Origin of the sequence: Microbacterium sp. ANT_H45B (genome assembly GCF_008369345.1) — a bacterium.
Taxonomy (GTDB): Bacteria; Actinomycetota; Actinomycetes; order Actinomycetales; family Microbacteriaceae; genus Microbacterium.
On sequence record NZ_VOBK01000001.1, the window covers coordinates 1,201,602 to 1,227,607 of the forward strand.

The window sequence follows — 26,006 nt, forward strand, 5'->3', positions numbered from 1 at the left end:
TGAGGGCGGCCTTCCGGTGTTGATGGTCGGGGTGACAGGATTTGAACCTGCGACCTCTTCGTCCCGAACGAAGCGCGCTACCAAGCTGCGCCACACCCCGTTTGCAACCCTCCGAGTCTACAGCGAAATGCCCGCTGCGCCGAATCGAGGGCTCAGATCGTGGCTCTCACGATCGAGAGCAGAAGCGCCGTCACGCCGAGCAGTGCATTTGCGCACAGCACGATCGTCCGCGTGGATCGGTTCGGGATCGTCATCGCCAGCGCGGACAGAGTGGCGGGCCACACGCTGACCGTCGCGCAGATCAGCGCGGTGGCGAAGCCGCCCACAGAGGTCAGCAGCTCGATCCTCCCGCCGCTCGCCCCGAGGGTGAACGACCATCCGACGAACGCAATCCACGAGATCGAGAGCACAGACATCGAGACGGCGAGAGCGAACACGGCCCCGCGCGGCACGAGGCGCGAGAACACGGGCACTGCGCCCACGACCGGCAGGAGAAGGGTCAGCGCGAACACCGCGGCGAGGGGGAGTGGCGCATCGGGGTGCACCCCCACGGGCGACGTCGTCCACGCCAACACCGGCGTGATGAGCGCGAGACTGATGATGACCGGGATGCCGACGTACGCCGCTCCGAGAACAGCCCGCACGCTCCGGCCGGCGGTCGCATTCGTGGTCATGAGACTTCACCTTCTCGCAAGGGTGAACGCTTCGTTCACATTCGGTCGAGCAACGCCGAGGGGAACGCGCGCCCGACCGCAGCTGCTTCCGCAATTGGCCTCATGCGCGTCACCTCGCATGAGCGGTCTCAGTCGCGACGAGCGGTGAGGGTCAGCAGTGTCGCCTCGGGGCGGCAGGCGAAGCGCACGGGCGCATAGATCGAGTGACCGCAGCCGGCGCTGACGTTGAGGGGCACCGTGCGCCCGCCCTGCGTCCAGGTGCTCAGCCCCTTGGCCTGCTTGAGCGGGATGTCGCAGTTCGCCACGAGGGCCCCGATGCCGGGCAGGCACACCTGTCCGCCGTGCGTGTGGCCGCCGAAGATCGCGTCGGCGCCCAGCTCGATGAAGCGGTTCATCACGCGCTGGTAGGGCGCATGGGTCACGCCGAGCACCGACGTGCCGTCGTCTCGCGGTCCCAGGTCGGCGATCGCGGCGGGGAGATCCTCGAGTCGGTCCCACTGGCGGTGCGCGTCGCTCACCCCGAAGAAGTCGATCCTGTCGCCGGCGACGGTGAGCCGCGCGGCCGTGTTGTTGAGATCCGTCCAGCCCAGGTCGTCCGTGAAGAACGCGTCCATGGCGTCCGTGTCGAGGAACGTCGGCTCGTGGTGGCGCTGCGAGGGGCCGGCGAAGTAGCGCAACGGGTTGCGCGGAGACGGCCCGTTCACGTCGTTGGAGCCGTGCACGAACACGCCGGGGACGCCGGCGAACGGCTCGAACGCCCGACGGATGCCGTCGAGGCCGTCCCGGTGACCGAGGTTGTCGCCGGTGTTGATGACGAGATCGGGCTCCAGCTGCGCGAGCGACGCCAGCCAGTCCTGTTTGCGATGCTGCCACGGCGCCATGTGCGCATCCGAGATGTGCAGCACGCGCAGCGGGGCCGAGCCGGGCGCCAGAGCGGATGCCGTCGCCTCCCGCACCGTGAAGAGGTAGCGCTCGATCCCGATGCCCCATACGGCGGCCGCAGCACCAGCGGCCCCCACCGCGCCGAGCGCGATGAGGGCCGGGTGTGCCGTGCGACGAGGGGTCACCGGCAGGTGACCGAGATCGCCGTGGACCTGTTGGCCGAGGTGTTCGCCGCGGGATCGGTGCTCGAGACCACGGAGTTCGGGGGATTGCAGGAGCTGTCGAACGAGATCGACGAGAACCCTGCGCCGAAGAGCGCGCTCTGCGCGGCGGACTTGGACTGCCCGGTGATGTCGGGCACAGTGACGCCCTGTCCGTTGCTCGGAGAGATCGTGATCGTCGCACCGCTCGGCGCCTGGCCGGACGGATCCTGGGCGACGACGACATCACCGGCGGGACCGTCGACGGGCTCACCGACGGCGACCGAGAATCCGGCGGCCTCGATGATCGACGTCGCCTCGCCCACGGACTTGCCGACGACGTTGGGCACGTCGGTCAGCACCTGGCGGACCAGCTTGTCGTCGGGGCGCGGGAAGGGATCGGCGGGGTAGACGGCGTCGGCCGCACCCTGGATCGCTCTGGCGAGGCCGTAGCGGATGTCGCCGAGCCGTGTGCCCTCGCCGTTGCGGAAGCTGTTCAGCGGCTCGCGACCGTCGATGTTGCCCACCCAGACGGCGGTCGTCACCTTCGTGCTCGACTCGACGAGCATGGTGTGCTCCTTCTCGGCCGTACCGGTCTTGCCGATCAGCTGGGTTCCGTCGCCGGGGTTCGCCCTGACGCCGGTGCCGTTGCCCTCCATCACGCCGCGCAGCGCGTACGCCGCGGTGGCCGCGACCTCGGGGGTGAGCTGCTGCGAGCACTTCTCCTGCGGAGGCGTGATCTCCGCGCCGTCCGGGCCGATGACGCGATCGATCACCCGCGGCTCGCAGAAGATGCCGTTGTTCGCGACCGTCGCATAGGCGCCTGCGATCTGCAGCGGTGCCACGCTCTTCGAACCGAGCACAGTGGGGAACGGGTCGTTCGGTGCGACGTTCACGTTGGTGCCGCCGACGGTGATGTCGTCGCCATTGCCGTAGTGCACGCCGAGACGCTTGGCGACCTCGTTGATCTTGCAGAGGTCGAGCTGCTGGGCCATGGCCAGGAAGCCGGTGTTCAGCGACTGCGCGGTGAACTGGCGCACACTTCCGACGTTTCCGCCGGAGTTGCCGAAGTTGTTGATCTTGGCCGAGTTCGTGACCCGATCGCCGCACCTGGTGAAGGGGCTGAATGTCTTGAGACGCCCGTCGAGAACCTGATTGACCGAGTGTCCGGACTCGAGCCACGCCAGAAGCGTGAAGAGCTTGTACGTCGATCCGGTCTCGAAGCCGTAGGTCGAGCCGCCGTGCTGCTTGTCGGCGGCGAACACCTGCGAGGTCTCGCCGGCCGCGAGATTCGCCTCGGACGTCTCGTTGAACACTGTGTTCTGCGCCATGGCGAGGACGCGACCGGTGGTCGCCTCGATCGAGACGCCGGTGCCGCCGACCAGGATGCCGGGCATGGCCTGGGGGACCTGGGCCTTCACGGCGTCGATCGCGGTCTGCTGCACGCGGAGGTCGAGCGACGTGTAGATCTGCATGCCGCCGCGGCGCAGGTTCGCCTTGCGCTCCGCCTCGGTGTCGCCGAAGGCCGGATCGTTCTCGATGACCTCCTTGACGTACTGGCAGAAGTAGGCGTTGTCGCCGGCCGCCCCGCATCCCTGCTGCGGCTCGCTCAGCGCCGGAGTCACGGGAGTGGCCACGGCCTCGTCGTGAGCGGCCTGAGTGATCTTCTTGTCCGCGAGCAGGCGGTTCAGGACGTAGTCCCGGCGCTCCTTGGTCTCCTGGTACCCGTCGGCTTCGCCGTTGTGGGCGACGCCCGCGTCATCCGTCCAGATGCCCTCGGGGCGATCGATGCGGAACCGGTTCGGCTCCTGCACCATACCGGCGATGGTGGCAGCCTGCACGAGCGTGAGGTTGGCCGCGCTCGTCGAGAAGTAGCGGTTCGCGGCGGCCTCGATGCCGTAGATGGTGCCGCCGAAGTTCGCGATGTTGAGGTAGCCGAGCAGGATCTGGTTCTTCGAGTACTCCTTCTCGATCTGCAGGGCGAAGCGCATCTCCTGCAGCTTGCGCTCGACACCCTCGCCGCCCTTGGCGACCGCGGCGTCGAGGAAGCACTGCTCGACCTGGGCGGAGTAGTCCTCCGCCGCGGTGTCGACGTTCTGCTCGCACTCCTGCACTTGGACGTTCTTCACGTACTGCTGCGTGATCGTCGACGCGCCTCGATCGGTGGTTCCGGCGACGTTCCCGACGGCGGCCTTCACGGTCGCGCCGAGGTTGATGCCGCCGTGGGTATAGAAGTTCTTGTCCTCGCTGGAGAGGATCGCGTCGTACATCACGGGCGCGATCTGGTCGTATGCGACGGGCACGCGCTTCTGCTCATAGAACGACGCGAGGGCGACGGGGTTGCCGTCGAGGCCCGTGGCGTAGATCGTCGACTGCTGCATCGGTGCATCGACCTGGAGGTTCTCGGGCAGGTCCTCGAAGATGTTGAGGGCCTGCGATCCGGCGATGCCGGTCATGGCGAGAACAGGGGTGACGCTGGCCGCGACGAGGAGGCCGGCGACGGCGCTGAGTCCGACGAGTCCGAGGACTCCTCCGAGCGCACCCTTCACCGTGCGATTCTTTTGAGGCATACGCTTGATCGTAGGGGAGTTCCCTGAATACCGCCTTTGACGCATCCGCGCGCGCGGATGCGTCCAGACAGGAGTGCCATGACCACCTGGGAGTATCTGACCACCCCGCTGCTGATCCACAACACGGCGGCGATCCTCAACAACTGGGGCAAGCAGGGCTGGGAGCTCGTCCAGGTGATCCAGGGACCCGAAGGCGGGCTCGTCGCCTACTTCAAGCGCCCGGTCACCGCGGAGGGCTCCGGCAACGCCGGCCTCGCGGCCGCCGCCGAGGCATCGCGTCAGTTCGAGGGGGGTGCGGCGTGAGCGTCTCCGCCCGTCTCGCCGAACTCGGCATCGAACTGCCGGTCGTCGCTGCGCCCGTCGCGGCCTACGTACCCGCGGTCGTGCACGCCGGACTCGTCTACACCTCCGGTCAGCTGCCCTTCTCCGATGGCGCGCTCCCGGCGACGGGCAAGGTCGGTGCGGAGGTCTCCGCGGAGGATGCCAACGCGTATGCGCGCACCTGCGCACTCAACGCCCTCGCGGCGGCGGCGGATGCGGCGGGCGGTGTCGACCGGATCGCCGGCGTGCTGCGTGTCGGCGGCTTCGTGGCCTCCACCCCCGACTTCTCCGGTCAGCCCGGAGTGATCAACGGGGCGAGCCTGGTGCTCGGCGAGATCTTCGGCGACGCCGGTCGCCACGCCCGTGCGGCGGTGGGCGTTCCCGTGCTGCCGCTGGACAGCCCCGTCGAGGTCGAGGTCACCTTCATCCTCGCCTGAGCCGCGTCATGCGGAACGCCCCCTCCCGATCTCGGAAGGGGGCGTTCTGCGTGTGGCGTTTTCCGTGCGGTGCCGTGACCCGTCGCGGCCTACTTGACCTGCGCCGAGATGATGCTCATCACCGCGGTGTCGGCGAGGGTCGTCGTGTCGCCGACCTCGCGCCCCTCGGCCACATCGCGCAGCAGTCGTCGCATGATCTTGCCGGAGCGGGTCTTGGGCAGTTCGCCGACGATGTAGACGTCGCGCGGTCGGGCGATCGCGCCGATCTGCTCGCCCACCCACACCCGCAGCTGCTGGGCGAGGCCGGCGGGATCGTGTGCCGAGAGGTAGCTCTCCTTGATGATCACGAACGCCACGACGGCCTGTCCCGTCGTCTCGTCGGAGGCACCCACCACCGCGGCTTCGGCGGTGGCCTCGTGCGCCACGAGCGACGACTCGATCTCGGCGGTCGAGAGACGATGGCCCGAGACGTTCATCACGTCGTCCACGCGACCGAGGAGCCACAGGTCGCCGTCGGCGTCCAGCCGGGCGCCGTCGCCGGCGAAGTAGAAGCCCTGCTTCTCGAACTTCTCCCAGTACGTCTCGCGGTAGCGCTCGGGATCCCCCCAGATGCCTCGCAGCATGCTGGGCCACGGCTCGGTCACCACGAGCAGGCCGCCGTTGCCGGGGCCCACCTCGACACCCGATTCGTCGACCACGTCGATCGAGATGCCCGGCAGCGGTACCTGGGCGGAGCCCGGCTTCGTGGACGTGACGCCGGGGAGGGCCGAGACCATGATCGCTCCGGTCTCGGTCTGCCACCACGTGTCGACGATGGGCGTCGTGCCCGCACCGATCACATCGCGGTACCAGATCCACGCCTCGGGGTTGATCGGCTCGCCCACCGAGCCGAGCAGGCGCAGCGACGACAGGTCGAACCCGGCCGGCACGCTGCGGCCGATCTTCATGAACGAGCGGATGGCCGTCGGCGCCGTGTAGAAGATGGAGACCCGGTACTTCTCGATGATCTCCCACCACCGGCCGGGGTGCGGCGCGTCGGGTGTGCCCTCGTAGATCACCTGGGTGGCGCCGTTGGCGAGCGGTCCGTACGTGACGTAGCTGTGCCCGGTGATCCAGCCGATGTCGGCGGTGCACCAGTACACGTCCGTCTCGGGATGCAGGTCGAAGACGTACTTGTGCGAGTAGGCGGCCTGGGTGAGGTAGCCGCCCGAGGTGTGCAGGATGCCCTTCGGCTTCCCGGTCGTGCCGGACGTGTAGAGGATGAACAGCGGGTTCTCGGCGGGGAAGGCCAGCGCGGTGTGCTCGGCGGATGCGGCCGGCACCACGTCGTGCCACCAGAGGTCGCGACCCTCGTGCCACTCGACCTCGTTCTCTCCTCGGCGCACGACGAGGACGTGCTCGACCGTCTGCTGCTCGCCCTCGCCGCGGTCGGCCAGCGCCTGATCGACCGCGGGCTTCAGCGCGGACACGCGTCCCTTGCGGTATCCGCCGTCTGCGGTGATCACGAGCTTCGCCCCGGCGTCGTCGATGCGCGAGCGGAGGCTGTCGGCGCTGAAGCCGCCGAAGACGACCGAGTGGATGGCGCCGACCCTGGCGACCGCGAGCATCGAGGCGACGGCCTCGGGGATCATCGGCAGGTAGATCGCGACGCGGTCGCCGTGACCGACCCCGAGGCCCTCGAGCACATTCGCGACCCGCTTGACCTCCTCGGTCAGCTCCGCGTAGGTGATCGAGCGCGAGTCGCCGGGCTCGCCCTCCCAGTGCAGGGCGACGCGGTCGCCGTTGCCGGCCTCGACATGACGATCGAGGCAGTTGTAGGCGACGTTCAGTTCGCCGTCGTCGAACCACTTCGCGAACGGGGGAGTCGACCAGTCGAGCACCTGCGTGAACGGCGTGTGCCAATCGAGGAGGTCCCGCGACTGCTCGCCCCAGAACGCCTCGCGGTCGTTCGCGGCGCTCTCGTAGAGGGCCGGGGACGAGACGGACTGCGCGACGAACTCGTCGGACGGCGGGAATCGACGGGTCTCGTCGAGTAGGTGATCGATCTGACTGCTCATCGGCAGGCGCTCCTTTGCGGCACGGCAGGTCATGCGGGCGAGATCGCAGCGAGGGCGATCAGGTCACGGCGAATCTAGTCTCGGCCGCGGACAGCCAATACTGCCGAAAGTAGGTACCCGACCTGGTTTTGTCAGGACGGTGGCTTTGCGTACACTCGACCGCAGCCGAATTCTCATTCTGGCCTTGGCGTGCCCGACTCCCCCTTCGAGGCACGCCCTGGGCGACACCTCATTCCCCCCGTGAGGTGTCGCCCATCTCGTTCCTGGGAGCGCTTCCATCGCGATCGAGGGGGTCGCTCCATCGGCCGCATGATCTCTGCACGGATGCGCGCGCCGATCGGTTGCCCACAGGCCCTGCGCCGTCGCCGCTCATCGACGCGCGGGAGTCGTGGGCGCGGCCTAGTTTCGGGGCATGTCCGCTCCTTTCGTTCTCCGGCCACGTGTCGCGGCAGCCTCTGCCGACACGGCCTCCGCGCGCTTCCGTTCCTCGGTCGAGGTCGACCCCGTGTTCGGGGCGCTCGCTCCGTTCTGCGTCGACGACGAGGTCACCGACATCTTCGTGAACGGTTCGTCCGGGCTGTTCGTCGACCGCGGCCGCGGCACCGAGGCGGTGGAGGGGTGGAGCATGTCCGAACGCGAGGTGCGGGATCTCGCCGTCGCCCTCGTGGCCAGCGGAGGACGTCACCTCGACGACCAGGCGCCGTGCGTCGACGTGCGACTGGAATCCGGCATCCGTGTGCATGCGGTGCTGGCTCCGGTCGCCACGTCGGGGACGGCGCTGTCGATCCGCGTGCCCCGGGTGCGTGCCGCCGACCTCGAGGCGCTGTCCGCGCTCGGGACGTTCGTCGAGGGTCAGCTCGCCTGGTTGCGGCGCCTGGTCGGGGCGCGGGCGAACATCCTCATCACCGGGGGCACCGGCACCGGAAAGACGACGCTGCTGGCAGCCCTGCTGGCCGCCGCGCCGGCCGACGAGCGCATCGTGACGATCGAGGACGTGGCGGAACTGCGGCTGACGCATCCGCATCATGTGGCCCTGGAGGCACGACAGCCGAACCTCGAGGGCGCGGGCGGCATCAGCCTGGCCCGTCTCGTGCGGGAGTCGCTGCGGATGCGGCCCGATCGGCTGGTCGTCGGCGAGTGCCGAGGCGAAGAGGTGCGGGAGCTGCTGACGGCTCTCAACACGGGGCATGACGGCGGAGCGGGCACGCTGCATGCCAGCGGCCTGCACGACGTACCCGCCCGGCTCGAGGCGCTCGGCGCCCTCGCGGCGATGGACACCTCCGCCCTGGCGCGTCAGGTGGTGAGTGCGTTCACCGTCGTGCTCCACCTCGACCGCTCACCGGCGGGACAGCGCCGCATCGCCCAGGCCGGCACCTTCATCCTGGTGGGGGAGCGCCTGGGTATCGAGGAGGTGCACCCGTGGTGATCGCGCACCGCCGACCGACGCCCGAGAGAGGCGCCGACGCGGCGACGTGCGTGCAGACTCTCGCCGTGCTGCTGCAGGCGGGCGCCATGCCCGCTGCGGCGTGGCGCCACCTCGCGTCGATCGGCGATCCGCATGCCGCGGCCGTGGCGGCTCGGATCGACGACGGTGTGGCTCTCGTCTCCGCGATCGAAGCGGAGGGCGGCCCCTGGCGTGACCTCGCCGCCGCCTGGGAGATCGCCACGACCGTCGGCGCACCGCTCGCCGAGGTGCTGCGCATGATCGCCGAGACGCTCAGAGACGCCGCCTCAGCGGCCGACGACGTGCGCATCGCTCTCGCGGAGCCCGCGGGCACGGCACGGCTCCTGCTGTGGCTGCCGTTCGCCGGGCTGCTCCTCGGATTCGCGCTCGGGTTCGACACGGTGGGAGTGATCTTCGGGACGCCGGCCGGCGCCGTCTGCGTGATCGCCGGACTCCTGCTCGTGCTCGCGGCGCGCTCGTGGACACGTCGCCTGCTGCGGCGGGCACGCCCCGAGCCCGGCACTCCGGGAATGCAGGCGGAACTCGTCGCGGTCGCGCTCGCCGGAGGCGCGTCGATCCCGCGGGCACTGCGCCTCGTCGCCGAGAGCCCCGTGTCGCGACGCGACGGCGGGGAGGCGCGGATCGGCTCGGTGCTCGAGCTCTCGCAGACGGCCGGCGTGCCCGCGGGGGAGCTGCTGCGTGCGGCCGCCGCCCAGGAACGCCATGCCTCGCGGATCGAGGGTCGCCTGCGTGCGGCCGCGCTCTCGACGAAGCTCCTGATCCCACTCGGCGTCTGCACCCTGCCGGCGTTCCTGCTGCTCGGGGTCGCTCCCCTGCTGCTGAGCGTGCTCTCCTCGACCCCGCTGCCGCTGTGACGGCCGCGCACCACGGATGCCTCGCGCATCCCACCCAGAGAAAGAAGGAACACATGAACACCCTCCCTCCGCTGACCCGCTCGCGTGCTGCGACGCTCTTCGGCGACGACACGGGCGCGGCCACCGCCGAGTACGCGATCACGACCATGGCCGCCGTCGCCTTCGCGGGACTGCTCGTGGTCATCATGAGGTCCGACGAGGTGCGCGGCATCCTCACCGATCTCATCCGCCGGGCTCTCACGGTCTCGTGAGAGCGCCCATCCGCGCGCGTCGACGCCGGCATCGGTGCGGGAGCGAGGACGAGCGCGGGTCCGTCGCGGCCGAGCTCGCTCTCGCGCTCCCCGCCGTCGTCCTCGTGCTCGTGCTCGGAGTCGGGGCGCTGGGAGCGGCGGCGCACCAGGTCGCCCTCCAGGACGCGGCGGCGGATGCGGCACGTCTGCTCGGACGCGGGGAGGACGAGCGCGCGGCGGCGCACGCGGTGGCGTCGGCGCTGCCCGGAGCCGCGATGTCGACCACGGCGACCGGCGACCTCGTGTGCGTGACGACACGGATCGAGGTCGGCATCGGCGGCTTCCTCCGCTGGGGTCTGCGCGCGCACAGCTGCGCTCTGGACGGTGGACGATGAGTCGATCCGCCTCGAGAAGAGTCGCCTGATGGCGGGCTCGGCCCTCGCCGCGGGTGTGCTGGCGGTGGCCGCGGCCCTCTCGCTGGGGCTGGCCGCGGTCGGGGGCGCGACGGTGACGGCGCAGCGCGCAGCGGGAGCGGCCGATGCCGCCGCGCTCGCCGCCGCGGACGCGGTGAGCGGAGCGATCCCCGCCTCGGAGGCTCCCTGCGATCTCGCGAGCAGGGTCGCGACGGCGGCCGGAGCGACCCTCACGGACTGCTCGGTGGTCGGGTACGTGGCGACCGTGCAGGTGAAGGCGGCGTACGCTGGACTCGCTGCCGTCTCCCGAGCCCGAGCCGGGCCACCCGACGGAACCTGACGGCCGCACGAAGCACTTTCCCGCGCGAACGCAGGCGACCACTGGGACCAACCCATCACGGTGGTGTGTATGGTGTGCTTCGAAGAAAGGATGCTCCCTTGGCTGAAGGCAAGAAGCTCGTCATCGTCGAGTCCCCGACGAAGATGCGGTCGATTCAGGGGTACCTCGGCGACGGCTATGAGGTCCTCAGCTCGGTCGGGCACATCCGCGACCTCGCAGACAAGAAGGACATCCCCGCCTCGGACAAGCAGGCGTACGGGAAGTACTCGATCGACGTCGACAACGACTTCGATCCCTACTACGTCGTCTCCGATCGCAAGACCAAGACCGTCGCCGAACTCAAGCGCGCGCTCAAGAGCGCCGACGAGCTCCTGCTCGCCACTGATGAGGACCGCGAGGGCGAGGCCATCGCCTGGCACCTGCTCGAGACGCTCAAGCCCAAGGTCCCCGTCAAGCGCATGGTCTTCCACGAGATCACGAAGGACGCCATCCAGGCGGCCATCGGCAACACCCGCGAACTCGACACCGACCTCGTCGACGCCCAGGAGACCCGCCGCATCCTCGACCGTCTCTACGGGTGGGACGTCTCGCCCGTGCTCTGGTACAAGGTCAAGACCGGCCTGTCGGCCGGACGCGTGCAGTCCGCGGCCACGAGGATGATCGTGGAGCGCGAGCGCGAGCGCATGGCGTTCGTGTCTGCCGAGTACTGGGACGTCGAGGCCGTCGCGACCTCGAGCGCCGGGTTCACGGTGCGTCTCGTCCGCGTCGACGGCGGCCAGCTCGCCCGCGGCACCGACTTCGACGACACGGGCGCGCTGAAGAAGGCCGTCGTCATCCTCGACGAGAAGAAGGCGGCAGCCCTCGCGCTGGCCGTCGACTCGGCGGGATCCGGCACGGTCACCAAGGTCGAGGCGAAGCCCGGAACCCGCAGCCCGTACGCCCCGTTCACCACCTCGACGATGCAGCAGGAGGCAGGGCGCAAGCTCTCGATGAGCGCGAAGCAGGCGATGAGCGTCGCCCAGCGGCTCTACGAAAAGGGCTACATCACCTATATGCGAACCGACTCCGTGGCGCTGAGCACGCAGGCGGTGCAGGCCGCCCGCAGCCAGGCCGTCGCGCTGTACGGCGACACCGCCGTGCCGCTCAAGCCGCGCGTGTACAAGTCGAAGAGCAAGAACGCGCAGGAGGCGCACGAGGCCATCCGTCCCTCGGGCGAGAACTTCCGCACCCCCAAGTCCGTCGCCTCCGAGCTCGACCGCGAGGAGCACCGCCTCTACGACCTCATCTGGAAGCGGACCGTCGCGAGCCAGATGGCCGATGCGAAGTACGAGACGACGACAGTCACGATCCTCGTGGATGCGGCCGGGCAGAAGGCCGAGTTCACGGCATCCGGAACCGTCTACACCTTCAAGGGCTTCCTCGACGCGTACGAAGAGGGGCGCGACGAGAAGCGCAACTCCCAGGATCGTTCCGACGACCAGTCGCTCCCCGTGGTCGCGGTCGGCGACGAGCTCACGATGTCGGATGCCGAGGCCAAGGGGCACCGCACCACTCCCAAGCCGCGATTCACCGAGGCCTCGCTGGTCAAGGCTCTCGAGGAGCACGGCATCGGCCGACCGTCCACGTTCGCGAGCATCATCGGGACCGTGATCGACCGGGGCTACGCGACCAAGCGAGGCCAGGCGCTCGTCCCGACCTGGCTCGCCTTCAGTGTCGTCCGACTGCTCGAGGAGCACTTCGCGCACCTGATCGACTACGACTTCACGGCATCGCTCGAAGACGATCTCGACGCGATCGCCCGCGGCGAGCAGAAGCGCGTCGAGTGGCTGCGCTCCTTCTACTTCGGATCCGATTCGCACGTCGGCCTCCGCCAGGTCGTCGACAACCTGGGTGAGATCGACGCGCGGGCGCTGAATTCCACGCCGATCACCGAGAACGCGACTCTGCGCTTCGGCAAGTACGGGCCGTACCTCGAGGTCGCCAACCCCGAGGCGCCCGACGAGAAGCCGCGCATCGTGAACGTCCCCGAAGACCTCGCGCCCGACGAGCTGACCGCGGCGAAGGCGCAGGAGCTCATCGACGCGCCCGTCGCCGGCGACCGTGTGCTGGGCGTCAATCCGGAGAACGGCAAGATCGTCGTCGTCAAGGACGGCCGGTTCGGGCCCTACGTGCAGGAGAACGACCCGGTGTCCGAGGACGCCGCGGTCGACGAGGCCACCGGCGAGGTCGTCGAGGAGAAGCCCAAGCCGAAGCGCGGGGCGAAGAAAGAGGCCGAGCCGAAGCCGCGCACCGGCTCGCTGTTCCGTTCGATGTCGGTCGACACCATCGACCTCGACACCGCGCTCCAGCTTCTGAGCCTGCCGCGAGTGGTCGGGGCCGACCCCGAGACCGGCGACGAGATCACCGCGCAGAACGGACGCTACGGTCCCTACCTGAAGAAGGGGACCGACTCTCGCTCGCTGGACAGCGAATCGCAGATCTTCGACGTCACGCTCGAGAAGGCGCTGGAGATCTACGCGCAGCCGAAGTACGGCGCAGGATCCCGTCGAGCCTCCAGCGCGCTCGCGGAGTTCGAGGCGGACCCGGTGAGCAACAAGCCGATCCGCATCCGCGACGGTCGCTTCGGTGCGTACGTGACCGACGGCGAGACGAACGTGACGATCCCCCGCGGTCAGAAGCCCGAGGACATCACCTTCGAGATCGCCGTGCAGATGCTCGCCGACAAGCGCGCCAAGGGCCCGGCCCCGAAGCGCGGCGCAGCGAAGAAGGCGCCGGCCAAGAAGGCTCCGGCCAAGAAGCCCGCGGCCAAGAAGCCCGCCGCGAAGAAGCCTGCCGCCAAGAAGGCTCCGGCCAAGGCGTCGGCGACGGATGCAGAGAAGGCCGCTGCGCGCTCCGCCGCAGCCAAGAAGGCGGCGGCGACGCGTGCCGCGAACGCGGCGAAGCGTCGTACTGAGTGAGCGGAGCGAGTCGAAGTGAAGGCCGGTTCGTGACGTCGGGGTCCGGCGTCTGGATCACTCTCGAGGGCGGCGACGGGTCGGGCAAGACGACTCAGTCGAACCTCCTCGCGGACTGGCTGACGGATGCGGGACGCACTGTGGTGCGCACCCGTGAGCCCGGCGGCTCCGAAGTCGGCCAGCTGATCCGCGACATCGTGCTGCACCACCGCGGTGACATCGCACCGCGCGCCGAGGCTCTGCTCTACGCCGCCGACCGCGCACACCATGTCGCCACGGTCGTGAGGCCGGCTCTCGCCCGCGGTGAGGTCGTGCTGCAGGATCGCTATCTCGATTCGTCGGTCGCCTACCAGGGTGCGGGCCGTGTGCTCGACGGCGACGAGATCCGCGACCTCTCGCTGTGGGCAGCCGAAGGCGCCCTGCCCGATCTCACCGTGCTGCTCGACCTCGACCCCGAATCGGCGCGGGTACGTCTCGACTCCGCCGACAAGCCGTTCGATCGGCTCGAGGCCGAGAAGACCGAGTTCCACGCCCGCGTGCGCGATTCCTATCTCGCCCTGGCCGAGGCCGAGCCCGAGCGCTTCCTCGTTCTCGACGCCTCCGCATCGCCCGAGGCCATCGCAGCGCACATCCGTGACCGCGTGGCGACTCTCCTCGGCTGAGCAGCCCGACCGCGGAGCGACGTCCTCGGCGGTGCGACCTCGACAGCGGTGCCGCGCACGTCGGTGCTCCCGATTAGGCTGAGGGCATGCCTCAGACCATCGCCGCCCCGTTTCCGTGGGCGGACGTCTGGGGGCAGGACGCCGCTGTCGAGACGCTGCGCCACGCGGCCGCCGATCCGACGGCGCTCTCGCACGCCTGGCTCATCACCGGTCCGCCCGGGTCCGGGCGATCGACTCTCGCGCATGCGTTCGCCGCGGCGCTGATCGCCGACCGTCCCGACGACGAGGCGGCGATGCGCCAGGTCCTCGCCGGCACGCACCCCGACGTCACCGCACTGCGCACCGACAAGGTGATCATCACGATCGCCGAAGCCCGCGCCCTCGTCGAGCGTTCGTATTTCGCCCCGTCTGCCGGCCGCTACCGCGTGATCATCGTCGAAGACGCCGACCGCATGGTCGAACGCACGTCCAACGTGCTGCTGAAGGCGCTCGAGGAGCCCCCCGAAGACACGGTGTGGATCCTGTGCGCACCCAGCGAGGCCGATCTGCTCCCCACGATCCGCTCGCGGGTCCGTTCGCTGCGACTGCGAGAGCCCGATGTCGCCGACGTCGCGCGTCTGATCACGCTCCGGACGGGCGCCGACGAGGCCGTCGCCGAACAGGCCGCCCGGCACGCGCAGCGACACATCGGGATGGCGCAGCGACTCGCCACCGACGAGGCCGCGCGACGCCGACGCGACGACACGCTGAGATCGGTTCTGGGCGTTCGCGGGGTCAACGACGCCGTCGAGGTGGCCGGTCGCATCATCCAGGCGGCGAACGACGACGCGAAGACCCTCACGGCCGAGCGCGACGCGAGTGAGCGCGCGAGCCTCCTCCGCACCGTCGGCATCGCCGAGGGGCAGGCGGTGCCGCCGGCGCTGCGCACGCAGATCTCCGCGCTCGAAGACGACCAGAAGAAGCGCGCCACGCGCAGCCTGCGCGACGGGATCGACCGTGTGCTCACAGATCTGCAGTCGCTCTTCCGCGACGTCGTGATGCTGCAGTTCGGGCGGGGCGACGACCTGATCAACCGCGAGCTCCGTGAAGAACTCGAGGCGCTCGCCGCCGCCTGGCCCGAGACCCGTACTCTTGTCGTACTCGAACACCTAGCCGATACCCGCCAGTCGCTGGAGCGCAACGTCGCACCGCTTCTCGCCCTCGAGAGCTTGCTCGTGACTGTCACGAGTGGGAGGACACCGTGAACACCAGACCGACTTCCCGCCTGCGCCGCACCGTCGCGGTGATCGCCGGCCTCGCCGCCGCATCCGTCGCCCTCTCGGGGTGCCTGTACTCGATGATCCCCGAGCAGGCCGAGCCGAAGCCCTCGACCACCAAGTCCCCCGACACCGAGGGCGTCGCCGCAGATCTGATGTCCTTCTACGGGCAGACTCTCTCGTGGAGCGAATGCGGCACGGGCTTCGACTGCACCGACGTGACCGCGCCTCTGGACTGGGAGAACCCGGGCGACGGCGAGATCACGCTGTCGGTGGTGCGCCACCAGGCGACCGGTACCGCGCAGGGTTCCCTGCTCACCAACCCCGGTGGCCCCGGCGCCAGCGGTGTGGAGCTCATCCGCGACAGCCTCGACTTCGCCGTCGGCTCCGACCTGATCGAGAACTACGACGTGATCGGCTTCGACCCGCGCGGCGTCGGTCAGTCCACGGCGGTCACCTGCTTCGACGCGTCCGAGATGGACGACTACCTCTACACGATCCCCACGGCGAAGCGCGGCAGTGCGGAGTGGGAGGCCGAACTGCTCGCGGGGCACAAGAAGTTCGCCGAGGCGTGCGAGGCGAACAGCGGCGGGATCCTGCCGTACATCACGACCATCAACGCGGCGCGCGACATGGACCTGATCCGCGCAGTGCTGGGCGACACGCAGCTCAACTACCTCGGGTACTCCTACGGCACGTTCCTCGGAGCGACCTACGCGAGCCTCTACCCCGACAAGGCGGGACGCCTCGTTCTCGACGGGGCCATCGATCCCGCGGTCTCCGGCCTCGAGGTCGGCGCGACGCAGGCGCTCGGATTCGAATCGGCGCTGCGTGCGTACATGCAGGACTGCCTGGATTCGGGGGAGTGCCCGTTCGCCGGCACCGTCGACGAGGCGATGGCTGACCTCGGCGCGCTGCTCGCGAGCGTCGACGCGTCGCCGCTCAAGAACGGCGACGGGCGCCTGCTCGGCGCCGATTCGCTGATGACCGGCATCATCGCCGCGCTCTACTCGTCCGACAGCTGGTCGTACCTCACCCAGGCCTTCGACGAGGCGCTGCAGGGCGACCCGACGACCGCATTCTTCCTGGCGGACTTCTACAACGGACGCGAGAACGGCAGCTACCTCGACAACTCCAGCGAGGCATTCCGCGCCTACAACTGCATGGACTACCCGGTCGAAGACGACCCGAGCGCCGAGGCGGCGACGACCGCGAAGATCGCCGAGGGTGCGCCGACGATCGCTCCGTATTGGAACGGACCCGATTCGTGCGCCGTGTGGCCGTACCCACCGACCGGCACCCGGGGCGAGATCACCGCCGAGGGCGCAGGCCCGATCGTCGTGGTCGGTACGACCAACGACCCGGCCACCCCGTACGAGTGGTCGGAGTCGCTCGCCGACCAGCTCCAGGAGGGCGTGCTCATCACCCGTGTGGGCGAGGGGCACACCGGATACAACAAGGGCAACGCCTGCGTGGACGACGCGGTCGAGGCATTCCTCCTCGACGATGTGGTGCCCGAGGACGGACTGCGCTGCGAGTGACTCGACGTCGATTCGCGGTGCGGGTCCGGAACGGGTAATATCGATGATCGCGCCGCTTTAGCTCAGTCGGCAGAGCATCTCACTCGTAATGAGAAGGTCGTCAGTTCGATTCTGACAAGCGGCTCCAGCAGGCCCCGTGATCTGAAAAGATCACGGGGCCTTTTGGTTTCCGGTGAGCCGTCGTCGGATGGCGCGTACGCTCGGAGCATGGGCAGAGCGCTTCTGATCGTCGACATCCAGAACGACTTCACCGAGGGCGGCGCGCTCGCCGTCGCGGGTGGGGATGCCGTGGCATCCGCCGTCTCCGCCTTCCTGGAGGCTCACGCGGCGGAGTACGACGTGATCGTCGCCTCGCGCGACTGGCACGACGCGCACGGCGACAACGGCGGTCATTTCGCCGAGAGCCCCGACTTCGTCGACACCTGGCCTCCGCACTGCGTCGAAGGCTCGGACGGGGCCGAGTACGACCCGCTGCTGGTGACGGATGCCGTCACCCACCATGTCCGCAAGGGGCAGGGCGAGCCGGCGTACTCGATGTTCGAGGGGACGACCGAGGCGGGAGAGACCGCCGCCGGGATTCTGGCCGATGCGGGCGTACTCGTCGCGGACGTCGTGGGGATCGCCACCGATCACTGCGTCCGAGCCTCCGCCCTCGATGCGATCGCGCACGGTGTGCAGGTGCGGATCCTCACCGACCTGATCGCCGGCGTCGCGGCGGAGCCGAGCGCCGCGGCCCTCGCCGAGCTCGCCCACGCCGGGGCGGTCCTGACGGAGAGCGCCGCGGAATGACTCGCAGCGCGCTGCTGCTGAGGGCGGTGAACGTGTCGGGCCGCAACCTCGTGCCGATGGCACGGCTGCGCGAGGTGCTCACCCCCGAGCTCGGAGAAGTCTCGACCTACATCGCGAGCGGCAACATCCTGTGCGAGCAGCCTGACGACCCGACGGCCGCCCGCGCGAGGGTCCGTGCGCTGATCGCCGCGGAGTTCGGTGTCGACACTCCGGTGATCCTGCGCACCCACGACGCGCTCGCCCGCGCGATGGAGGCTCACCCCTTCGCCGATGCATCCGAGAAGCTGCTGCATGCGATGTTCCTCGAGGGGCCGGCATCCCCGGAGGCGGTCGAGACGTTGGAGCAGCGTCTCGTGCCGGGGGAGCGGATCTCCCTGATCGGCGAGGACCTGTGGATCGCCTACAGCGAGGGCGGGGTGCACAGCACCAAGCTCACCAAGGCCGTCCTTGACCGGGCGCTCGGCGTCGCCGGCACGGCTCGCAACCTCCGCACCGTCAGGAAGCTGGTCGAGCTGACCGCGTGAGCGCGTCTTCAGTCCGAGGTCTCCCTGCTCAGGGCGAGGGGCGGGCGGTGCGGATCCGTCTGCAGGTCCACGCGGTGCACGCCGCATCCGACGCAGCGGACGTAGACGACCGTGCCCTCGCTGGTGGTGTGGCGGGAGTCGACGGCCCAGGCGTGCTCATGCGGGGGAGCGGTCGGGCGGGGGATCGGAAGTGTGTGCAGAGAGGTCATGCGTCCAGCGTGATGTAATGTCCTTATGCATCTCAACCCTTACGGCGAGTACGCGGTGCTGCTGGCCGCGTCGCTCGCAGACGACTTTCCCGACGATCGTGCCGGCATCGAGGAAAGAACGCTCGAGAGGGGCATGACGATGACGTTCCCGCCCGCACGCGATGATCACGAGCGTGTCCGCGAGGTCGTCGACGACTGGCTGCAGATCGTCGACGAACGCGACCCCGCCGCGCGAGCCGAGGTGCTCAACGCGCAGATGGCGAAGGCAGCGGCCTATCCCCGCCTCACGAATCATGACGGGGAGGGCTGGCACCTGCACTACCGGGACGACGTGCAGTCGCTGCCGTACGTGCTCCGGGCGATCTTCGCGGTCGGCACGTCGCTGCACCTCGTCACCCGCGGCATGGATCGCCTCGGGCGATGCGAGGCCTCGCCCTGCACGAACGTCGTCGTCGACGTCACCCGGAACGGCAGGCAGCGGTTCTGCTCGGTGCGCTGCGCGAACAGAGCGGCGGTCCGGCGTCACAGGGCGCGCGCTGGCGCCTGACACCGGACCGCCGGAGGATGATCAGATCAGATCAGATCAGATCAGATCACGCCGTCTGCTCGGCGTGCCGCCCTTCGGCGACCTCTTCGATCAGCTTCGCGTTGAAGGCGGGCAGGTCGTCGGGTGTCCGGCTCGAGACGAGACCCTCGTCGACCACGACCTCCTCGTCGACCCAGGTGGCACCGGCGTTGCGCAGATCGGTGGCCAGGCTCGGGTAGCTCGTGAGGGTGCGTCCGTCGACGACTCCCGCTTCGATCAGGATCCATGCGCCGTGGCAGATGACGGCGACCGGCTTGTGCTGCTCGAAGAACGAGCGGGCCAGGTCGATGGAGGCCTTGTCGAGGCGCAGCTGGTCGGCGTTCACGACGCCTCCCGGGAGCACGAGCGCGTCGAACTCGTCGGCCTTCGCGGTGTCGGAGGTCAGGTCGACGTGCTGCACATGTCCGTTCTTCCCGGTGATCTGCAGCCCCTCGGGGGCGATGAGCGTGGCGCTCGCGCCCTCGCCCTGCACCGCTTCCCACGGACTGGTCAGCTCGCTGTCCTCGAATCCGTCGGTGGCCAGGAATGCCACTCGGCTGTCGGTGAGAGTCGCCATGATGCGTCCTTTCGTGGAGGTCGATGTCCCGGATGGGATACCTCGACACTCTCGTAGGACGCCGGCCCCGTGAAGGGGGTGGCCGGATCGTCGGTGCGGTGATAACGGTGGGCCCCGTGGGGCTCGAACCCACGACCCGCGGATTAAAAGTCCGATGCTCTGCCAACTGAGCTAGAGGCCCGCATGACCAGTCTATTGCGCAAAGAAGGAGCCGCTGACGACGTGTCGCCAGCGGCTCCTTCTCCGTCTCGTCGTCCTCCCCCTGAGTGACGAGACGGTTCACCGAGTGTGCCTCGGTGTTTCTCTGCCTTACGCGGCCGGGGGCATCAGCACCGAGTCGATGAGGTACACGGTGGCGTTGGCGGTCTTGACTCCACCGCAGATGACGTTGGCGTCGTTGACCATGATCGAGTCGCCGCTGCCGGTGACCTCGAGGTCGGCGCCGTTGACCGTGGCGTGGGTGCCATCGATGTCAGCCGGAGCGATCTGGCCGGGGACCACGTGGTACGTCAGGATCGAGCTCAGCGTGGCGCTGTCGGTCTTGAGTGCCTCGATGGTGGCGGGGTCGATCTTGGCGAAAGCGTCGTCCACGGGGGCGAAGACGGTGAACTCGTCACCGTTCAGGGTGTCGACGAGGTTGACGTCGGGGTTGAGCTGTCCGCTGACTGCGGCAACCAGCGTCTTGAGCAGCGGGTTGTTGGATGCAGCGGTCGCAACCGGGTCCAGGGACATGCCCTCGACCGATCCGGCGCCGTCCGGCACTGCCTCTGCGTATGCGGCGCAACCGGGGCCGACGAGGTCCGCGGCCGGGTCCATCGTCTCGGGGGCCGTGGTCTCGGAGGACTCCGGAGCCATCGACTCCGACGGCTCGTCGCTGCTGGTGGTTCCGCCCATGGAACATGCGGAGAGCAGGAATGCGCTCGCAAGGCCGAGGGTGATCGCTGCGGTGACCTTCTTCTTGGTGCTGAACATCTCAAGCTCCTTCAGAACATTTGCCACGGCCTCTCCGTGGCGTTGACAGTCGTTCGGAGCCCCGTCGGGATCGGATGGGAGAAACGCAGAAGTTTTTTTCCGGGCGCCGGATTCAATCCGATTCCCGCTCTGTGGCGAACAGCTCTCGACGACATGTCCTTAAGAGGACTCGTTTACGTCACTTTCGGGTGGCGGTTGCAGGGGAAAGCGGGGTGAATGCGGCATGCTGGTAGAGATGGTCATCGATGGAATGGACGTACCCGAAGAAGGTGCGCCGCGGGATGCTGTCGCCGACCTGCTCGTACGTATCGGTGGCGGCGATCAGCGCGCGTTCGCCGAGCTCTACGACGCTCTGTCCTCTCGCGCGTTCGGCCTGATCCTGCGGGTCCTGGTGAACCGTTCGCAGAGCGAAGAGGTGCTGCAGGAGGTCTTCCTCGAGATCTGGCAATCCGCTTCGAAGTTCGCTCCGAACAAGGGGCAGGGAAGAACCTGGGTGATGACGATCGCGCACCGTCGTGCGGTCGACCGGGTACGGGCATCCCAGTCCAGCGCGGACCGGGATGTGCGGGCCGGGTTCAGGGATATCGGAGTCGCACACGACAGTGTGTCGGAGACGGTCGAACTGGGCATCGAGAGCGAGAAGGTCCACCACGCGCTCGCAGCTCTTCCCGAGGCGCAGCGCGAAGCACTCGTTCTGGCCTACTACGGCGGATACAGTCAAAATGAAGTTGCAGTGCTCGTCGGAGCACCGCTGGGGACGATCAAGACACGGATGCGGGACGGACTCTCGCGTCTCCGGACAGCCATGGGGGTGACAGCATGAACGAACAGGAATTCGCGGAACTCGCGGCAGGAGCGGCACTCGACGCGCTGTCGCCGGACGACCAGCAGCGCTACCACGCCGCTCTCGTCGCGAACCCGCAGTGGCAGGCGATCGCGGACGACGACGTCGACACGGCCGGCATGCTCGCATCCGGTGCGGCCCCGGTGGTACCGGGCCCCGGAATCAGGGCTGCGCTGCTCGCACGCATCGCCGAGACGCCCCAGGACGGCCGGGTCATCGTGTCCGGCTCCGTTCCGGACGTCCTCCCCGAGTCGAACTCAGCCGACACGAAGGACTCAGCCGACACGAAGGACTCAGCCGATGCCGAGGACTCCTCGTCGGTCGCCGGGCTCGAGTCCGACGGCCTCGAGCCCGGCGACCCGCGTGCTGCGGCGTCTCCGAAGGCTCCGCCGCACCGTCTCCGCATCCTCTTCACGCTGGCCGCGTGCCTCGCGCTCCTGGTCGGAGTGGGCATCGGCGCAGTGGCCGTCAACGACTACCTGAACCGCCCCGCGAGCGTCATCGCTCTGCAGGACATCCAGGCGGCCGGTGACGCGCAGCAGGCGAGTGTTCCGCTGGAGGGCGGCGGCACGGCCACCGCACACTGGTCGGCGTCGCTCGGCACATCGGTGCTGGTCACCGACGGCATCCCGTCCCTCGCGGATGGAGAGACCTACGAGCTCTGGTACGTCCGTGGCGACACACCCGTCTCCGCAGGCGTGTTCGACGCCGACAGCGGCGAGGCGACGGCCGTTCTCGCCGGCGACATGCACGCCGGCGACGTGATCGCGGTCACCGTTGAGCAGGCCGGCGGCTCGCCGTCGGGTTCGCCGACGACGGACCCCGTCGTCGTCATCCCCACGGCCTGACCCGCGTCGATCGCGCGTACCCTGGACTGATGCCTGAGCAGTTCTCCCGTCCCGTGCGCCGACCTTCGAGCGCCTTCGACAACATCGTCGGGGCGCACGACCCTGCGGAGGAGACGCGGATCGCGCATGCGACCGCATCCGCTCTCCTGACGCGTGTGCGCGCGGACGAGAGCGGAGTGAGCGCCGACAGGCTCGTCGCCTTCACCGCGGAGCACGGCATCGACGAGATCGCGGAGCTGTGGTCGAAGGCGCCCGCACGGACGCTGCCCGGCGCGCTGTGGCGGCTCTATCTGCTGCAGCTCGCGATCCACAGCGATCCGCACACGGCAGCGCTGCTGTACGAGAGAGGGCGGGTGGAACTCGCCTCCGTCGACGCGATCGTCGCGGGCGCCCCCGTTCCCGCGAACCCCGACGAGATCGTCGCCCTGATCGACACCATTCTGCGGGGAGCGTTCCGGGGCGACTTCGCCGTCGCTCTCGATCGCGCGGCGTCGTTCTGCCGGGTGCACGCCTCCGGCGCCACGCACACCGCGGACGATTACGAGCTCACCGAGCCGTCGCGAGCGAGCGAACTGACCACGCGCGCGCTGCGGCTGAGCAGCTACGCCCAGGACCTCACGGCCGCCGCGACGCTCTGGCGATCGGACGCACTGGTCTGAGGTCTCCCTGGCGCATCGCCGGGGGAAGGATAAGACCGGGCCGCAAGAACGCCTCTCGGCGGAAGGCCGCTCGCAGCGGCAAAAATTGGAGCCCGGGGTTATGCGGCCCGGCCATTCCAGTGTAACAAGATCGCTGCGGGTCTATTCCCGGGGCTCTAGGCTCGGACCATGACCCGGCGCTTCGCTCTGATGATCGACCCCGCAGCATCCGACGTCGTCCGCGCGGACTTCGCCGACACGTTCACCCTCGTCGATGCGGCGGCGCCTGCGCTGAGCGTGGGCGAGCTGAGCACGCAGCGCGGAGACGGGGTCTTCGAGTCGATCGGCGTGATCGACGGGCACGCCCAGGAGGTCGTGCCGCATCTGGAGCGGCTCGCGCACTCCGCGGCACTGTGCGATCTGCCCCTCCCGAACCACGCGCAGTGGCGCCAGGCCATCGAGCGCGCCGCGGAGCACTGCGAGGCGGGCGAGTACGTCATCAAGCTCATCCTCAGCCGGGGAGTGGAGCACGGCCCGACTCCGACCGCGTGGGTGACGGCGGCACCGGCATCGGACTTCTCCGAGGTGCGCGAGCGGGGCGTCCGCGTGGTGACGCTCGACCGCGGGTATGACCTCGATGTCGCCGCGAATGCGCCCTGGCTGCTGCTCGGTGCCAAGACCCTCTCGTATGCCGTCAATATGGCCGCACTGCGCGAGGCGCACCGGCGGGGCGCCGACGACGCGATCTTCCTGTCGCGCGACGGCTTCGTGCTGGAGGCGCCGACCGCGTCGCTGATCCTGCGCCTGGGCGATCGCTTCGTGACGCCCGCGCCGAACGGCGGCATCCTGCACGGCACGACGCAGCTCAGCGTCTACGAGTATCTGGCTGATCGCGGCCTCGCCGCGGAGTATGCGCGGGTCCCGGCCTCCGACCTGCCTCGTGCGGATGCCGCGTGGCTCGTCTCGAGCGTGCGCCTGGCCGCTCCGATCACCGCCGTCGACGGCGTCGAGCTGCCGGTCGACCACGATCTCACCGCCGACCTCAACCGCTACCTGCTCTCGCCGCGCGACTGAGCCGTTCGCGGGCTGCAGCAGGCGCTCATCGCGCCCATTGCGGGCACGGCTGCGGCCCCACGACGACGACGCGCCGTGGGGCCATAAGGCCGCACGGCGCGTCGAGCCTCCTGCTTCGACGTCGTGCCCGCGAGACGCGGACCGGACGGTGGAGAACCCTGGAGGAGAGGGCGGGGGAGCGGGTTATCCGAAGCGTCCCGAGACGTAGTCCTCGGTGGCCTGCACGGAGGGCGTCGTGAACATGGTGCGGGTGTCGTCGTACTCGATGAGCTTGCCGGGCTTGCCGGTGCCGGCGATGTTGAAGAACGCCGTCTTGTCGGAGACGCGGCTCGCCTGCTGCATGTTGTGCGTCACGATCACGACCGTGTACTGGGTCTTGATCTCGGCGATCAGCTCCTCGATCGCGAAGGTCGAGATCGGGTCGAGGGCCGAGCACGGCTCATCCATGAGGATCACGTCGGGCGAGACCGCGATCGCGCGCGCGATGCACAGACGCTGCTGCTGTCCGCCGGAGAGTCCCGATCCCGGGCGGTCGAGACGGTCCTTGACCTCGTTCCACAGGTTCGCGCCGCGCAGCGACTTCTCGACGAGGGCGTCCTGATCGCTCTTCGCCATGCGCGTGTTGTTCAGCTTCACGCCGGCGAGCACGTTCTCCTTGATCGACATGGTCGGGAAGGGGTTCGGACGCTGGAAGACCATGCCGACCTGGCGACGCACCAGCACGGGGTCGACGCCGGTGCCGTAGAGGTTCTTGCCGTCGATCAGCACCTCGCCCTCGACGCGTGCGCCGGGGATGACCTCGTGCATGCGGTTGAGGGTGCGGAGGAAGGTGGACTTGCCGCACCCGGACGGGCCGATGAACGCCGTCACGGTGTTGGGCTTGATGTCGATGCTGACGCCTTCGACAGCGAGGAAGTCGCTGTAGTAGACGTTGAGGTCGTTGACTTCGATGCTCTTGGACACGGGAGATCCTTCTTGTTCAGTCAGTCAGTCGGGTGTGTCGGCTCAGCGGCCGTTGATCTTGGGTGCGAACACCTTGGCGATGATGCGAGCCAGCAGGTTCAGCACCATCACGATGACGATGAGGGTGAGAGCCGCAGCCCACGCCCGATCGAGGTAGGCGTCGACGGGGATGCCGGGGTACTTCGCCTGCATGTACGAGAACACCGGCAGAGTCGCCATCTGGCCGCTGAACATGTTGAGGTTCATACCCTGCACGATGCCGACGGTGAGCAGCAGCGGCGCCGTCTCGCCGATGACGCGGGAGATGGCCAGCATCACGCTGGTGAGGATGCCGGCGATCGCGGTCGGCAGCACGACCTTGATGATCGTCAGCCACTTCGGCACGCCGAGGGCGTAGGCGGCCTCGCGCAGCTCGTTCGGGACGATGCGGAGCAGCTCTTCCGATCCGCGCACCACGACGGGGATCATCAGCACCGACAGCGCGAGCGAGCCCATGATGCCCATCCGGGTTCCCGGGCCGACGATCAGGGAGAACACCGAGTAGATGAACAGACCGGCGACGATCGACGGGATGCCGGTCATGACATCGACGAGGAAGGTGATGCCGCGGGCGAGCTTGCGTCCTTCGCCGTACTCGACCAGGTAGATCGAGGTCATCAGGCCGATCGGCACCGAGATCACGGTCGCACCGAGGGTGATCAGGAGCGTTCCCCAGATGGCGTGCACGGCGCCGCCGCCCTCGCCGACGATGTTGCGCATCGAGAAGCTGAAGAATTCGCCGTCGAAGCGCATCAGGCCGTTGACGACCACGGTGTACAGCAGCGAGATGAGGGGGAGCAGCGCGACCACGAAAGCGCCGGAGACCAGCGCGGTCATGAGGCGGTCGATCGCGTGGCGGCGGCTCTCGACGACGGTCGAGATCACCATGATCAGCGCCATGTAGAAGATCAGGCCGACGACGAGGGTGAGCGCGATGTTGAAGTCGGCCGGGTCGTTGCCCACGTTGACGAACGCGAAGATCGTCGCGGACACGACGAACGCGACCAGCAGCAGCGCCCACGGCGCCCACTTCGGCAGGTGCCCGGCCGACGTGCTGTGGGTGGGAGCGGCCACCGAGGAGGGCGAGGGGGTGAGTGTGGTGGTCATG

Annotated in this window: 27 protein-coding genes and 3 tRNA genes; 19 read left to right on the forward strand and 11 right to left on the reverse strand. The window is 68.8% G+C overall.

Annotated elements, in window-relative coordinates:
- Positions 1 to 23 precede the first annotated feature (23 nt).
- The 4 genes from FQ142_RS05775 to FQ142_RS05790 form a co-directional block, all read right to left on the reverse strand.
- Positions 24 to 100 (reverse strand) — tRNA-Pro (locus tag FQ142_RS05775).
- A gap of 52 nt (positions 101 to 152) precedes the next feature.
- On the reverse strand, positions 153 to 674 hold the full coding sequence (locus FQ142_RS05780; protein ID WP_149422562.1) for a hypothetical protein: 522 nt from the start codon (positions 672 to 674) through the stop codon (positions 153 to 155).
- 128 nt (positions 675 to 802) lie between these two features.
- Positions 803 to 1,741, reverse strand: coding sequence for a metallophosphoesterase (locus tag FQ142_RS05785; RefSeq protein WP_149422563.1), 939 nt, complete (start codon positions 1,739 to 1,741; stop codon positions 803 to 805).
- On the reverse strand, positions 1,738 to 4,326 hold the full coding sequence (locus tag FQ142_RS05790; protein WP_149422564.1) for a transglycosylase domain-containing protein: 2,589 nt from the start codon (positions 4,324 to 4,326) through the stop codon (positions 1,738 to 1,740). The genes FQ142_RS05785 and FQ142_RS05790 overlap by 4 nt, the downstream gene beginning before the upstream one ends.
- A gap of 78 nt (positions 4,327 to 4,404) precedes the next feature.
- Here FQ142_RS05790 and FQ142_RS05795 point away from each other — a divergent pair, with 78 nt between their 5' ends.
- Positions 4,405 to 4,629: a DUF4177 domain-containing protein gene (locus FQ142_RS05795; RefSeq protein ID WP_056420234.1), complete on the forward strand. Its 225-nt coding sequence runs from the start codon at positions 4,405 to 4,407 to the stop codon at positions 4,627 to 4,629.
- A complete protein-coding gene (locus FQ142_RS05800) occupies positions 4,626 to 5,084 on the forward strand; it encodes a RidA family protein (RefSeq protein WP_149422565.1) in 459 nt (152 codons plus the stop codon). Before FQ142_RS05795 ends, FQ142_RS05800 begins: the two co-directional genes overlap by 4 nt.
- 89 nt (positions 5,085 to 5,173) lie before the next feature.
- Here FQ142_RS05800 and acs read toward each other — a convergent pair whose 3' ends face one another.
- A complete protein-coding gene (gene acs, locus FQ142_RS05805) occupies positions 5,174 to 7,141 on the reverse strand; it encodes an acetate--CoA ligase (RefSeq protein WP_149422566.1) in 1,968 nt (655 codons plus the stop codon).
- 412 nt (positions 7,142 to 7,553) lie between these two features.
- On the opposite strand from acs, the gene FQ142_RS05810 reads away from it, so the two are divergent.
- The 12 genes from FQ142_RS05810 to FQ142_RS05865 all read left to right on the forward strand — a co-directional run bounded on the left by FQ142_RS05810 (position 7,554) and on the right by FQ142_RS05865 (position 18,169).
- Entirely contained in the window at positions 7,554 to 8,567 is a 1,014-nt protein-coding gene (locus FQ142_RS05810) for a TadA family conjugal transfer-associated ATPase (RefSeq protein WP_149422567.1), read from the forward strand.
- Positions 8,561 to 9,460 carry a type II secretion system F family protein gene (locus FQ142_RS05815; RefSeq protein ID WP_410477427.1) on the forward strand — a complete coding sequence of 300 codons (900 nt, stop codon included), beginning with the start codon at positions 8,561 to 8,563 and terminating at the stop codon, positions 9,458 to 9,460. Before FQ142_RS05810 ends, FQ142_RS05815 begins: the two co-directional genes overlap by 7 nt.
- A gap of 53 nt (positions 9,461 to 9,513) precedes the next feature.
- On the forward strand, positions 9,514 to 9,711 hold the full coding sequence (locus FQ142_RS05820) for a DUF4244 domain-containing protein (RefSeq protein ID WP_149422568.1): 198 nt from the start codon (positions 9,514 to 9,516) through the stop codon (positions 9,709 to 9,711).
- Positions 9,708 to 10,085, forward strand: a complete 378-nt coding sequence (locus FQ142_RS05825; RefSeq protein ID WP_262492064.1) for a TadE family type IV pilus minor pilin — start codon at positions 9,708 to 9,710, stop codon at positions 10,083 to 10,085. Before FQ142_RS05820 ends, FQ142_RS05825 begins: the two co-directional genes overlap by 4 nt.
- Before the next feature lie 28 nt (positions 10,086 to 10,113).
- Complete coding sequence (locus tag FQ142_RS05830; RefSeq protein ID WP_056420248.1) at positions 10,114 to 10,443, forward strand: Rv3654c family TadE-like protein; 330 nt, start codon at positions 10,114 to 10,116, stop codon at positions 10,441 to 10,443.
- 98 nt (positions 10,444 to 10,541) lie between these two features.
- Complete coding sequence (topA, locus tag FQ142_RS05835) at positions 10,542 to 13,400, forward strand: type I DNA topoisomerase (RefSeq protein WP_149422569.1); 2,859 nt, start codon at positions 10,542 to 10,544, stop codon at positions 13,398 to 13,400.
- 29 nt (positions 13,401 to 13,429) lie between these two features.
- Positions 13,430 to 14,059 (forward strand): dTMP kinase, encoded by a 630-nt coding sequence (tmk, locus tag FQ142_RS05840; RefSeq protein ID WP_149422570.1) that lies wholly within the window; start codon positions 13,430 to 13,432, stop codon positions 14,057 to 14,059.
- Between the two features lie 86 nt (positions 14,060 to 14,145).
- A complete protein-coding gene (locus FQ142_RS05845) occupies positions 14,146 to 15,303 on the forward strand; it encodes a DNA polymerase III subunit delta' (RefSeq protein WP_149422571.1) in 1,158 nt (385 codons plus the stop codon).
- Positions 15,300 to 16,856, forward strand: coding sequence for an alpha/beta hydrolase (locus tag FQ142_RS05850; RefSeq protein WP_149422572.1), 1,557 nt, complete (start codon positions 15,300 to 15,302; stop codon positions 16,854 to 16,856). The genes FQ142_RS05845 and FQ142_RS05850 overlap by 4 nt, the downstream gene beginning before the upstream one ends.
- Before the next feature lie 51 nt (positions 16,857 to 16,907).
- Positions 16,908 to 16,983 (forward strand) — tRNA-Thr (locus FQ142_RS05855).
- 80 nt (positions 16,984 to 17,063) lie between these two features.
- Positions 17,064 to 17,645: an isochorismatase family protein gene (locus FQ142_RS05860; protein WP_149422573.1), complete on the forward strand. Its 582-nt coding sequence runs from the start codon at positions 17,064 to 17,066 to the stop codon at positions 17,643 to 17,645.
- Complete coding sequence (locus tag FQ142_RS05865; RefSeq protein ID WP_149422574.1) at positions 17,642 to 18,169, forward strand: DUF1697 domain-containing protein; 528 nt, start codon at positions 17,642 to 17,644, stop codon at positions 18,167 to 18,169. The genes FQ142_RS05860 and FQ142_RS05865 overlap by 4 nt, the downstream gene beginning before the upstream one ends.
- Before the next feature lie 8 nt (positions 18,170 to 18,177).
- Here FQ142_RS05865 and FQ142_RS05870 read toward each other — a convergent pair whose 3' ends face one another.
- Positions 18,178 to 18,378: a hypothetical protein gene (locus tag FQ142_RS05870; RefSeq protein WP_149422575.1), complete on the reverse strand. Its 201-nt coding sequence runs from the start codon at positions 18,376 to 18,378 to the stop codon at positions 18,178 to 18,180.
- A 25-nt stretch (positions 18,379 to 18,403) separates the two neighbouring features.
- Here FQ142_RS05870 and FQ142_RS05875 point away from each other — a divergent pair, with 25 nt between their 5' ends.
- Positions 18,404 to 18,925 carry a CGNR zinc finger domain-containing protein gene (locus FQ142_RS05875; protein ID WP_149422576.1) on the forward strand — a complete coding sequence of 174 codons (522 nt, stop codon included), beginning with the start codon at positions 18,404 to 18,406 and terminating at the stop codon, positions 18,923 to 18,925.
- A 46-nt stretch (positions 18,926 to 18,971) separates the two neighbouring features.
- On the opposite strand, the gene FQ142_RS05880 is transcribed toward FQ142_RS05875, so the two are convergent.
- From FQ142_RS05880 to FQ142_RS05890, 3 genes are all read right to left on the reverse strand, one after another.
- Positions 18,972 to 19,520 carry a type 1 glutamine amidotransferase domain-containing protein gene (locus tag FQ142_RS05880; RefSeq protein WP_056420274.1) on the reverse strand — a complete coding sequence of 183 codons (549 nt, stop codon included), beginning with the start codon at positions 19,518 to 19,520 and terminating at the stop codon, positions 18,972 to 18,974.
- A 108-nt stretch (positions 19,521 to 19,628) separates the two neighbouring features.
- Positions 19,629 to 19,701 (reverse strand) — tRNA-Lys (locus tag FQ142_RS05885).
- 128 nt (positions 19,702 to 19,829) lie between these two features.
- Positions 19,830 to 20,492 (reverse strand): fasciclin domain-containing protein, encoded by a 663-nt coding sequence (locus FQ142_RS05890; protein WP_056420277.1) that lies wholly within the window; start codon positions 20,490 to 20,492, stop codon positions 19,830 to 19,832.
- Positions 20,493 to 20,715: 223 nt separating this feature from the next.
- Between FQ142_RS05890 and sigK the strand changes: the two genes are divergently transcribed.
- The 4 genes from sigK to FQ142_RS05910 all read left to right on the forward strand — a co-directional run bounded on the left by sigK (position 20,716) and on the right by FQ142_RS05910 (position 23,896).
- Positions 20,716 to 21,315: an ECF RNA polymerase sigma factor SigK gene (gene sigK, locus FQ142_RS05895; protein ID WP_188042319.1), complete on the forward strand. Its 600-nt coding sequence runs from the start codon at positions 20,716 to 20,718 to the stop codon at positions 21,313 to 21,315.
- Positions 21,312 to 22,184, forward strand: a complete 873-nt coding sequence (locus tag FQ142_RS05900; RefSeq protein ID WP_149422578.1) for an anti-sigma factor — start codon at positions 21,312 to 21,314, stop codon at positions 22,182 to 22,184. Before sigK ends, FQ142_RS05900 begins: the two co-directional genes overlap by 4 nt.
- Positions 22,185 to 22,213: 29 nt before the next feature.
- A complete protein-coding gene (locus FQ142_RS05905; RefSeq protein WP_056420287.1) occupies positions 22,214 to 22,843 on the forward strand; it encodes a hypothetical protein in 630 nt (209 codons plus the stop codon).
- Positions 22,844 to 23,011: 168 nt separating this feature from the next.
- Positions 23,012 to 23,896 (forward strand): aminotransferase class IV, encoded by an 885-nt coding sequence (locus FQ142_RS05910; protein ID WP_056420290.1) that lies wholly within the window; start codon positions 23,012 to 23,014, stop codon positions 23,894 to 23,896.
- Positions 23,897 to 24,079: 183 nt separating this feature from the next.
- On the opposite strand, the gene pstB is transcribed toward FQ142_RS05910, so the two are convergent.
- Together pstB and pstA are read right to left on the reverse strand one after the other, a co-directional pair.
- A complete protein-coding gene (gene pstB / locus FQ142_RS05915) occupies positions 24,080 to 24,859 on the reverse strand; it encodes a phosphate ABC transporter ATP-binding protein PstB (RefSeq protein WP_045254296.1) in 780 nt (259 codons plus the stop codon).
- Positions 24,860 to 24,901: 42 nt separating this feature from the next.
- Positions 24,902 to 26,005: a phosphate ABC transporter permease PstA gene (pstA, locus tag FQ142_RS05920; protein WP_056420293.1), complete on the reverse strand. Its 1,104-nt coding sequence runs from the start codon at positions 26,003 to 26,005 to the stop codon at positions 24,902 to 24,904.
- Position 26,006: the final 1 nt, after the last annotated feature.

Coding starts and splice junctions, on each gene's coding strand:
- FQ142_RS05780 (WP_149422562.1), bottom strand. CDS start 674: ATGACCACGAATGCGACCGCCGGCCGGAGCGTGCGGGCTGTTCTCGGA.
- FQ142_RS05820 (WP_149422568.1), top strand. CDS start 9,514: ATGAACACCCTCCCTCCGCTGACCCGCTCGCGTGCTGCGACGCTCTTC.
- pstA (WP_056420293.1), bottom strand. CDS start 26,005: ATGACCACCACACTCACCCCCTCGCCCTCCTCGGTGGCCGCTCCCACC.
- FQ142_RS05880 (WP_056420274.1), bottom strand. CDS start 19,520: ATGGCGACTCTCACCGACAGCCGAGTGGCATTCCTGGCCACCGACGGA.
- FQ142_RS05910 (WP_056420290.1), top strand. CDS start 23,012: ATGACCCGGCGCTTCGCTCTGATGATCGACCCCGCAGCATCCGACGTC.
- FQ142_RS05810 (WP_149422567.1), top strand. CDS start 7,554: ATGTCCGCTCCTTTCGTTCTCCGGCCACGTGTCGCGGCAGCCTCTGCC.
- sigK (WP_188042319.1), top strand. CDS start 20,716: ATGCTGGTAGAGATGGTCATCGATGGAATGGACGTACCCGAAGAAGGT.
- FQ142_RS05875 (WP_149422576.1), top strand. CDS start 18,404: ATGCATCTCAACCCTTACGGCGAGTACGCGGTGCTGCTGGCCGCGTCG.
- FQ142_RS05870 (WP_149422575.1), bottom strand. CDS start 18,378: ATGACCTCTCTGCACACACTTCCGATCCCCCGCCCGACCGCTCCCCCG.
- FQ142_RS05905 (WP_056420287.1), top strand. CDS start 22,214: ATGCCTGAGCAGTTCTCCCGTCCCGTGCGCCGACCTTCGAGCGCCTTC.
- FQ142_RS05790 (WP_149422564.1), bottom strand. CDS start 4,326: ATGCCTCAAAAGAATCGCACGGTGAAGGGTGCGCTCGGAGGAGTCCTC.
- FQ142_RS05865 (WP_149422574.1), top strand. CDS start 17,642: ATGACTCGCAGCGCGCTGCTGCTGAGGGCGGTGAACGTGTCGGGCCGC.
- FQ142_RS05860 (WP_149422573.1), top strand. CDS start 17,064: ATGGGCAGAGCGCTTCTGATCGTCGACATCCAGAACGACTTCACCGAG.
- FQ142_RS05890 (WP_056420277.1), bottom strand. CDS start 20,492: ATGTTCAGCACCAAGAAGAAGGTCACCGCAGCGATCACCCTCGGCCTT.
- FQ142_RS05830 (WP_056420248.1), top strand. CDS start 10,114: ATGGCGGGCTCGGCCCTCGCCGCGGGTGTGCTGGCGGTGGCCGCGGCC.
- FQ142_RS05795 (WP_056420234.1), top strand. CDS start 4,405: ATGACCACCTGGGAGTATCTGACCACCCCGCTGCTGATCCACAACACG.
- acs (WP_149422566.1), bottom strand. CDS start 7,141: ATGAGCAGTCAGATCGATCACCTACTCGACGAGACCCGTCGATTCCCG.
- FQ142_RS05845 (WP_149422571.1), top strand. CDS start 14,146: ATGCCTCAGACCATCGCCGCCCCGTTTCCGTGGGCGGACGTCTGGGGG.
- FQ142_RS05900 (WP_149422578.1), top strand. CDS start 21,312: ATGAACGAACAGGAATTCGCGGAACTCGCGGCAGGAGCGGCACTCGAC.